The organism is Candidatus Thiosymbion oneisti, assembly GCF_900092655.1.
GTDB classification, from domain to species: Bacteria; Pseudomonadota; Gammaproteobacteria; order Chromatiales; family Chromatiaceae; genus Thiosymbion; species Thiosymbion oneisti.
In genome coordinates this window covers 1-9,547 of sequence record NZ_FLUY01001423.1, presented here as the reverse complement: position 1 = coordinate 9,547, position 9,547 = coordinate 1, and the positions used below count along the sequence as shown (strand labels likewise).

The window sequence follows — 9,547 nt, the reverse complement described above, 5'->3', positions numbered from 1 at the left end:
GGTGCCCATCACCCCGTTGCCGGCTACGAAGAAATCCCCTACTACCCCCCCGATGAGACCGCACTGCGGGAGCGGGACCATATCTCCGGTTGGTCCGTCGCCGGCTCGGTCCAGTCCGGGGCCTTCGTCCACACCGATTTAGGAAGAAAAGAGGAAGAAAAGGACACCCACCTTGTTTTTGGTCTTCACCCCCACAGCCACGTAGGGCGGGAAAGCGCAGCGCATCCCGCCTTTAGAATCAGCACTCCTCTACAAGAGTAGGGCTCCCTATGACCGAACTCATCCCAAAGGAACGGCTCCAGCCTTCGCTGCTGGACCGGCTCATGGACGACGAGCCGCGCGAAGACAAGGAATCGCAGGAGAAGCGCGTGCTCTCCCCCCGCCAACTGCGCAGCTCCGTCATTCGCGATCTCCAGTGGCTGCTCACTGCCGTCGATCTGGCCTCGGTGCAGGACCTGTCTCCCTACCCCCAGGTGGTCAATTCGGTGCTCAACTATGGCCTGCCGGATTTGGCGGGCAAGAACGTCTCCGGCCTGGAAGTCGGCGAATTGGAAAAACGTTCGAAACATTTGCCGTCAAGAATCGATCCCTTCGATTCTGATTATTCCCCCAAACCGCTCAAAATCCTTGCTGTTGTGGGTCAGCCCGCATAGGTCGGGTAAGGCGCGCCCGTCGTAGCTGTGTGGGCCAAGCGACGGGCACGCCGTCACCCGACATCGGGTGGTCCCGCGGGGTAGGATGTGGTGAGCCGCCGGGCGCGGGACGCGCCCGGCAGACCGCGAACCGCATCTGTGACTGCTGGGCGTGCCTACACTTAAGTTTTGCTCTATACCCGTTGCACGTGAATAGCTCGCCGCGATGCACGCCGCTCGCACCCGATAGCCGCGTTGCGCCGAAAGGCTGCGCGATCCTGCTCCGCCTTTCGGAGCAGGGCATACATCCCTGTATGCCCGTGAAGCCTATCGGCTTCACCGTCGCAATAGGGCTGGCTATTCCTCCTCGTCGCGCCTTGCGCTCGGGCACCATCGACCCACCTCGCTTACCAAGCTATTCACGGGCAACGGGTATAACTACGAATCCCGCGAATCGGCGCGAATCAATTTTCGCGTGGATTCGCGTGATTCGTAACTTCATTTGGTGCGACCCGAGAAGGCATCGTGTTGCGTTACGCCGCGTTCCCCGCCGTGCCCTCCCAGACGTTTGCGCGCGCGGCTAACGCAACCTACACCCACATTACCCCCCCGCACGGCCTGCCCGCGCGGACCTCGCGCTAGGTGTCGGTTGCGTTAAGACGCCGGCACTGACTTGGCAGACAATCAGCGAGCCTTGGTGCGTCGAACGCAACACGTCCGGTCCCCCAAACAGCGCCAAATAATTCAGGATTGCTGAATGTCAAAAGGACCCGGACACCCTCGTCCCGGCCCGTAAATTATTAGCCGTCACTTACTAAATTATTCTTGCGCGCGCCTCGGGACCATGGTAGCTTTTGTGCCATGGCGACCGGGTTGAAGCGGTATGAATTCAGCGAACGACTGGCCGATATCCTCGGCGAGTCCCGTCGCGATCTGCGTTTTCGCGTGACCATGCTGGTAGCGGACGGTCTGGTCGCACCAGGTCCCCGGGGGCGTGGCTCACCACCGGCGACCCCCCACTATGCCGCCAAGCTCTTGCTCGGGTCCATGGCCGCTCCGCAGCAGTCCTATACGGTCGAGGCCATCCGCTGTTACGAACGGCTGCGCCCGACCGCACGCACGGCGGACCCGGCGGCACCTCGCATCACCCTGGGTCCGCGACCCCTGTCGAGGCACGCAAGCCCCCCACCCACACTGCCGCTGCTCTCCGGCCACCGGACCTTCGGGGAGATCCTGGCCCGCTTGTTGGAGCTTGCCACGATGCCCGAGACCAGGCAGGGCTTGGCACGGGAGCTGTTCGGAATCTGGGTCAGCCGCAGCTATCCGGTGAGTGCGGTGCAGCTGGGCGCCTGGTCCGAGGGACAACGTAACATCATCACCCAAGGTTACGAGCCGGCGGGGGGAGAGCGCCCCCCGGTATGGCTCGATCCGGAGCGGGACGGTAACCCCGATCCCGGTCTTTATCACACGCTGTTCTTACCGGCCGCCAAGCTGGTAGAGATCGGTAAGCTCACCAGCCTTCCAGATCAAGCGAGGCCCCCCATGATCAATCTAGGACCCAAAATGGCGCGCATTTCAAAGCTCGCCGACCTCGTTCGCCAGACCCGTTTTCGTGGTCGTTGGGAACAGCTGCTGGCGGCCCTGGCAAGCGTCCAGGCCTGGTCGGACCAGGTCGATACGCGCGCCAGCAAGCTCGTGGAGGTGCGGGACTTCGGGTCGAACCCGGGGCAGCTGCGGATGCTCACCTATGTCCCCGACCGGCTCCCGGCGGCGGCGCCCTTAGTCGTCCTGTTGCATGGTTGCACCCAGTCCGGGGTCTCGTTCGACAAGGGCACCGGCTGGTCGACGCTCGCCGATCGCCATGGTTTCGCGCTCCTGCTGCCCGAACAGCACTGGACCAACAATCCGCTGCGCTGCTTCAACTGGTTCCGCCCCGCGGATACCCGCAGGGACGAGGGCGAGGCTCTGTCCATCAAACAAATGATCGACCGCATACTCGAGGACCACGGGCTCGACCGGCGGCAGGTCTATGTGACGGGACTGTCATCGGGAGGTGCGATGACCTCCGTGATGCTGGCGACCTATCCAGACCTATTCGCAGGAGGGGCGGTCCTGGCGGGGGTGCCCTATCGCACGGCAGACAATATGCAGGAGGCCTTCGAGAGCATCTTCCAGGGTCGCAGCCGCACCCCGCGTGAATGGGGCAATCTGGTGCGGGGTGCCTCTCCCCATCGGGGACCCTGGCCCAAGGTATCGGTCTGGCACGGGGACGCCGACTCCGCGGTCAAGCCCTTGAATGCCGATGAACTCGTCAAGCAGTGGACGGACGTGCATGGGGTGGCGGCTAGTCCCCCCGTGGAGCGGACCGTGGATGGCCACCTCTGCCGGGTGTGGCAAGGGGCGGACGGTGAGCCCCTAGTCGAATCCTACACCATCGGCGGCATGTCCCACGGCGCCCCCCTGAGCACCGGAGACCGACCCGACCAATGCGGCACCGCGGCGCCCTTTTTCAACGACGTGGGCATCTCTTCCGCCTTCCACATCGCCGGCTTTTGGGGCCTGCTGGAACGGGAATCGGATGCATCGGTAGCGGCCGCGACGGCCACTGCCGACCGGGCGCGCCCCACGGTGATCGACCTGTCGCGGGACTACCTGTCGCGGGACTCAGGCGGCGACCGCCCGGACCATGGGCAACCGGAGGGGATCTATGCGCGGGGGGGCCACGCGAGCGACCAAACGGCTGGGTCCGCTGCACGGCGACCGGAATCGGGTGGGACCGATGCCGGTTCCGAGTCGGTCGCCCGCGGCGTCCCCCCTGGCATTCTGGTCGAGCCGTCGGGGCCGGAAAGGGAAGAGACCGGTCCGGAGCCCAGTGATCGCGCGTCCGGGCCTACCGGCGGCGGGGACGTGCCTCTGGGGATCCCCCTAGGCATCAATGTGCACGGGATCGTCCGCAAATCCCTGGCAGCGGCCGGTCTGATCCAGGATGCAGCGCCCGCTGCCGGGGAATCTCGGGCCGGCGATATGCCGTTCGGGATCGACATACCGGGGATCATCGGGACCTCCCTCGAAGCGGCGGGCAGGCTTAGGGGCTCCGCCACGGGCCCGGATTCCGCGGGATCAACAAAAGAAGCGGCGCAAGCGACGGCCGATTCCGACTGGGAAGGCGAGGGGTGGGAGTTGCTTACCGACGACTCGGGGGGACCCAGGCTCTTCGGGCAGGTATCCTCCGGGCGTACATGTGAAACAGGTAAGCAGGTTCGATCCGCGTCGCGCAAGATCGTGCTGGGTCCCAGCCCGGAGCTGAGCTACGTGCGCAGGCTCAATCTCGACGCGGCGGTAAACGACTACACCAGCGCCAGCTTCAGCGTCCTGGTGGACGGCACGCCGGTGGACGAGGCCTCCGCCGTCGGCATGGAACACGTCGAGGTGGAATGGCTGCAACGATCGGATATCGATCTGTCCCGGTTCGCGGAGCGAACGGTGACCCTGACCTTCGAGGTGGCCGCAAGCTCAAATGTCTGCAGTGAAGTGTCGGCCAAGGCCTGGGTCGATCGGATCCGGATAAAATCGGTCTCGTCTGTGTGTTAGTGTCCGTCTCCCGCAGTCGGACCCTGGGGCGCGGGCAGTTTGGATTGACTACGAATCGCGCGAATCTACACGAATCCGATTCGTGTGATTCGTAGTTTTTCTTCAATGCGGTTCGCTTCTTGTCCCACGGCCAGAAACCGTAGCCTCGTTGCCACCGGATGAGTCTATTTTATCCACAGATTACGCCGATTCTCACAGATTATTTCATTCTTAACCTGCGCAATCTGCGCAATCTGCGCAATCTGCGGATTCAAATAGATACCGAATTCCCTTCAGGATATAGAGGATATTGTGTCCTGTAGCTTATTGCTATGTGCATCATGGCTTGAATGCCTTGAGCTGCAGCTCCTTGACTACCTTGAAGTGCTTCACATTGCCGGAAACTAGTATCATGTTGTTCTCAACTGCCGTTGCCGCAATGATGGCATCCCCCGCTCGCATATTCGATGAGAGTGCATATTCTTCAACATATATCAGTGCCCTATGCCCGACATTTTCTGTGAGCGGTAAAATGGAAAATTCGAAATCATAAACAAAATCCTTTATATATTTATGATGCGTTTTGTTTTTCGCTCCTTGCAGCAACTCCATATAGCTTTGGATTGATAGGTGCTTTTCTTCATCCTTTTCAATTAGCTTCGCCGCCTTTTCATTTCCCCGCTGAACCCAAATCAAAATATCCGTGTCATAAATCATATCGATGCTTTCTTAAGTTTTCTAATTCTTCCAATACACTCTCTTCAGTTTCTTTATACATACCGAAGAAGGGGTGATCTTCAACCTTCAATTCTGATTTTTCTTTAGCCGGTTCAATTATTCCTTTGACCTTTCCGTGATACAATACCATAACGCTTTCATTTCTCTCGAGCGCTTTCAAAATGTCATCGGCTTTGTGCTTTAAATCGACTATGGATGCTTTCATAATCACCTCTCAGACAATTTTAAAAGCGCGAAAAATGCCGGCTCGGATTCAGTCTGAGTACCCGGCAGGACTCTACGCCAAGCTTTTCGTGCTCCATATCCGTGCCCAACGCTTACAAACAACTTACCTATATAATCGAGTTATAGCAACAGGCTCCGAATATCTTCCCGCAACAGGTCAGTGAAGCACACGACCTCCGCGCTGTCGACCACTCGGTGGTCGTAGGAGAGGGACAGGGGCAGGATGCGGTGATTCCGGAGTGAAAGGGATGCACGTCCCCAAGCCGGTGCTCTTCTATGCTGAGATGGACCCAACCCGATCCGGCTTCCCCCGTTTTCCAAGTAGCGATCACGCCCTCGACCCACTCTCAATGCTAAAATGTACCAATAGTATGATCTTTCGCCCATCGTGGAGGCCGGTGCATGGGAACCATCAGCAAGACGATTACCCTGACGGACACACAGGACCAGTGGATCAAGACGCAGATTGCCGCCGGTGAGTACACGAACGATAGCGAGTATATCCGCGACCTGGTACGCCGTGATCAGGAGGAAAACGCCAAGTTCCCGGCATTGAAACAGGCCATACAGGAAGGATTGAGCAGCGGCGTAAGCAACAAGTCGGTCACTGACATTATGCAGGAAGTCGAGGCCCGGCTGAGCGCTGATGGCCGCCTATAGTCTATCCCGAAAAGATGTCATCGATATTTCGGTACTGCCGTACCGGCTTAAGCCATGTCTATCGGTGATGACGACAGGACCCGCATCGTCTCTCAAGGCACCCACTCCCGGAGTGATGCCCCCAGCCTCGAGATCCGGTATCCGGGGCTCGACGATCGGCTGAGTTACGGGAGGTACACACACGCCTTCACCATCGGACGGGGGGAGGACTGTGCCATCCGCCTCCTCGCCCCAGGGGTCAGCCGGCACCATGTGGAGCTCTTCCCACAAGACGGATCTTGGTGGGCGCGTGATCTTGAGAGTAGCAACGGGACCCTGGTCAACGGACGCCCCATCGATCGGCTACCGATCGTCGGTACCGTCACCCTGGAACTCGGCCGGGAAGGACCGCGGATCCGAGTTACGGCACCACCGCCTACTCCGGTCCCGGAAGAGCCCCCCCGGTCCTTGGAGGACGTATCCCGGCACTATCTGGATGCCGCATCCGAGCTGCCGGCGGGGGAGCACACGATGCTGATCCGCAGGGCCTTCAAGGACGTCAAGCGACGCCAATCGCGGACCTATCTCGCCCTCATCTTCGTCGTGGTCCTGCTGCTGACCGCCGTGTCCGGCGTGGCCCTCTTCCAGTACCTCCAGCTGCAGAAGATGGCCGGTCTCGCCAACCACATCTTCTACGACATGAAAGAACTCGAGCTGCATGTGGCCAATCTCGAGTCCAATCTGGAACGCGATCGCGAGGATATACGAAGCGCAAGGCTCCGCGCAGAGATCGCAGCGTCCAAACGCAAGCTCGCAAGGATGCGCGAGAAGTATGATGCCTACGCGCACGAGCTCCAGACCAGCCGCTTGATCCCCCCGGACTCCGAGGAGCTCCTGATCCTGCGTCTGGCGAAGATCTTCGGCGAAACCGAAGTAGCGGTGCCGCAAGAATTTATCGCCAAGGTCAAGGAATATATCAAAAAGTGGCAGTCGTCCAGCCGCCTGGAGAACGCCATCCGGCGCCTGCGGGAAAACAACTACGCCCCGACTATCCGGGCTGCCCTCGCAGGCCAGGGGTTGCCGCCTCAGTTCATATATGTCGCCCTGCAGGAAACGAACTTCCAACCACGCGCGGTCGGTCCGATGAGTAGCCGGATACTCCGTCTCTATGGCCCTGCCAAGGGTATGTGGCAGTTCATTCCCCCCACGGGCGAGAAGTTCGGTCTCAAGATGGGCCCACTGAAACATACGCGCCGGTACGACCCGGCCGACGAGCGCCACGATTTCAGGAAGGCCTCCTATGCCGCGGCAAAATACCTGAAAACCATCTACCGTACCGACGCCCAGGCCTCAGGTCTGTTGGTGATGGCCTCCTACAACTGGGGCGAAGGCAACATTATCAAGCGCCTGCGCAAAATGCCGGAGAATCCCCGGGAGCGCAATTTCTGGAAGCTGCTGCGCCACCATAAGATCCCGAACGAGACCTACGACTACGTCTTCTATATCTTCTCCGCGGCCGTCATCTGCGAGCATCCGCGTCTGTTCGGCTTCGAGTTCGACAACCCCTTGGCGAGTCCCTAAACGCAAGTGCGGGACCGAAAATCAGGGCTGGGCGCGGACCCGCAGCGCCAGCTCATGGAGCTGGGCCGGGTCCACCGGGGTGGGGGCGGAGGTGAGCGAACAGGCCGCCGTCTGGGTCTTGGGAAAGGCGATGACATCACGGATCGATCCGGCTCCCGTCATCAGCATCACGAGCCGATCCAGGCCGAAGGCGATGCCTCCGTGGGGCGGACACCCGAACCTGAGGGCCTGGAGCAGGAATCCGAAGCGCTCGTCCGCCGCTTCATCGCTGATACCGAGCAGCTCGAAGACCTGCCGTTGCACCGCCTCGCGATGGATACGGATGGAGCCGCCGCCGATCTCGGTGCCGTTGATGACCAGGTCGTAGGCTCGGGACTGGCAGGCCCCCGGATCGCTCGCAAGCAACCCGATCTGATCCTCTTGCGGGGCAGTAAAGGGGTGATGCAGGGCCATCCAACGTCCGGTGGGCCCGTCACGCTCGAATAGGGGGAAATCCACCACCCACAGCGGACGCCAGTCCCCTCCACCCAAACCCCGATCCTGGCCCAGCTTGACCCGCAGGGCACCGAGGGACTCGTTGACTATCTTGGCCGTGTCAGCGCCGAAGAAGATCAGATCCCCGTCCTCGGCCCCGGTGCGGGCCATGATGCCCTCGACCGCCGCGTCCGGCAGAAACTTGAGGATGGGCGATTGCAGTCCCGCGCGGCCCTTGGCGGTCCACTGGTTGACCTTGATGTAGGCCAGACCCTTGGCGCCGTAGATGCCGACATATTCGGTATAGGCATCGATTTCCTTGCGGCTGAGCTCGCCACCCCGCGGCAAGCGCAGGGCCACCACCCTGCCTGCCGGGTCCTTGGCGGGTCCGGCAAAGACCTTGAAATCGACCCCCTGCATCAGGTCGGCCACGTCCACCAGCTCCAGCGGTACGCGCAGATCCGGCCGATCGGAGCCGTAGCGGCGTATGGCCTCGGCGTAAGTAATGCGTGGGAAGGGAGCGGGCAGCTCCGTAGCCAGGACCGTACCGAACAGCTCCCGAATCATGGTCTCCATGAGTCCCATGACACCCTCTTCGGTCATAAAGGAGACCTCGATATCGAGCTGAGTGAACTCGGGCTGGCGGTCCGCGCGCAGGTCCTCGTCCCGAAAGCAGCGGGCGATCTGGTAGTAGCGGTCCAGGCCGGACATCATCAACAACTGCTTGAAGAGCTGCGGCGACTGCGGCAAGGCGAAGAAGCGGCCGGGATGAGTCCGGCTGGGGACCAGATAGTCGCGGGCGCCTTCGGGCGTGGATTTGGTGAGGATCGGGGTTTCCAGATCTAAAAAGCCGTGGCCGTCGAGAAAGCGGCGCAAGGCGCCGGCTACATGCGCCCGGGTGCGCAAACGCCCCTGCATCTCCGGCCGGCGCAGATCGAGGTAGCGGTAGCGCAGACGCAACTCCTCGGATACATCTTGGGCGTACTCGTCGAGCTGGATGGGCGGGGTATCGGCGGCGTTCAGCACCTCCAGCGCCAGGGCCAATACCTCCACCTCGCCGGTAGCCAGCTCCCGATTCTCCGTCCCTTCCGGGCGCGGCCTGACCCGACCACGGACCTGCAGCACATACTCGCTGCGTAGCTGCTCGGCGAGCCTGAACATCTCCGGCCGGTCGGGATCGAAGACCACCTGGACCAAGCCCTGCCGGTCGCGCAGATCGACAAAGATCACGCCGCCATGGTCACGCCGGCGGTGCACCCAACCGCAGAGATTGATCTCCTCGCCGATGTGATGTCTGTTCAGATCCCCGCAATAATGGCTGCGCATATTCATCCGCCCTGTCCTCACTCTTTGCCCCAGCACGATCCGAAGCGGCCGCGATCCGAAGCGGCCGCGAAAAGATAGGCAAAATACTAAAAAGGCCCGGTCCGGCACAAGCCGATAGCTGGAAGCAATTAGGATGGACGTAGGATGCGGTGAGCGCGGTAGGTCTTACAGGATGGCATCACGAGGAGGCGCGAACCGCATCTTTGGACTTCCAGTCAAGTCCGGTTCCCCAAACAGCGCTGTCCGGCGTTATTTGGTGCTACCTGAGAGGGCGTCTGGCTACCGAAAATTTTATGCTTGGCCGCTCACTTTCCGGCCCATTTAACGCCAGGACGCAATGGCGCCAAGACGCAAAGTTTCTT

At 60.9% G+C, this 9,547-nt stretch carries 8 protein-coding genes; 5 read left to right on the top strand and 3 right to left on the bottom strand.

Annotation, left to right across the window (positions count from 1 at the left end; genetic code table 11):
* The 3 genes from BQ17_RS21965 to BQ17_RS14555 form a co-directional block, all read left to right on the top strand.
* On the top strand, positions 1–261 hold a 261-nt coding region (locus BQ17_RS21965; protein WP_439645672.1), incomplete at its 5' end, for a hypothetical protein.
* An 8-nt stretch (positions 262–269) separates the two neighbouring features.
* Entirely contained in the window at positions 270–653 is a 384-nt protein-coding gene (locus tag BQ17_RS14560) for a type VI secretion system baseplate subunit TssE (RefSeq protein WP_089728260.1), read from the top strand.
* Between the two features lie 840 nt (positions 654–1,493).
* Positions 1,494–4,223, top strand: coding sequence for an extracellular catalytic domain type 1 short-chain-length polyhydroxyalkanoate depolymerase (locus BQ17_RS14555; protein WP_089728259.1), 2,730 nt, complete (start codon positions 1,494–1,496; stop codon positions 4,221–4,223).
* A 318-nt stretch (positions 4,224–4,541) separates the two neighbouring features.
* Here the strand turns inward: BQ17_RS14555 and BQ17_RS14550 are convergent, their stop codons facing one another.
* On the bottom strand, positions 4,542–4,919 hold the full coding sequence (locus BQ17_RS14550; protein ID WP_089728256.1) for a type II toxin-antitoxin system VapC family toxin: 378 nt from the start codon (positions 4,917–4,919) through the stop codon (positions 4,542–4,544).
* On the bottom strand, positions 4,909–5,145 hold the full coding sequence (locus BQ17_RS14545) for a hypothetical protein (RefSeq protein WP_089728255.1): 237 nt from the start codon (positions 5,143–5,145) through the stop codon (positions 4,909–4,911). Before BQ17_RS14545 ends, BQ17_RS14550 begins: the two co-directional genes overlap by 11 nt.
* Before the next feature lie 422 nt (positions 5,146–5,567).
* Here BQ17_RS14545 and BQ17_RS14540 point away from each other — a divergent pair, with 422 nt between their 5' ends.
* Entirely contained in the window at positions 5,568–5,825 is a 258-nt protein-coding gene (locus BQ17_RS14540; protein ID WP_089728253.1) for a type II toxin-antitoxin system ParD family antitoxin, read from the top strand.
* 54 nt (positions 5,826–5,879) lie between these two features.
* A complete protein-coding gene (locus BQ17_RS14535) occupies positions 5,880–7,385 on the top strand; it encodes an FHA domain-containing protein (protein WP_089728249.1) in 1,506 nt (501 codons plus the stop codon).
* A 21-nt stretch (positions 7,386–7,406) separates the two neighbouring features.
* On the opposite strand, the gene aspS is transcribed toward BQ17_RS14535, so the two are convergent.
* On the bottom strand, positions 7,407–9,185 hold the full coding sequence (gene aspS / locus BQ17_RS14530; RefSeq protein WP_089728262.1) for an aspartate--tRNA ligase: 1,779 nt from the start codon (positions 9,183–9,185) through the stop codon (positions 7,407–7,409).
* Positions 9,186–9,547: the final 362 nt, after the last annotated feature.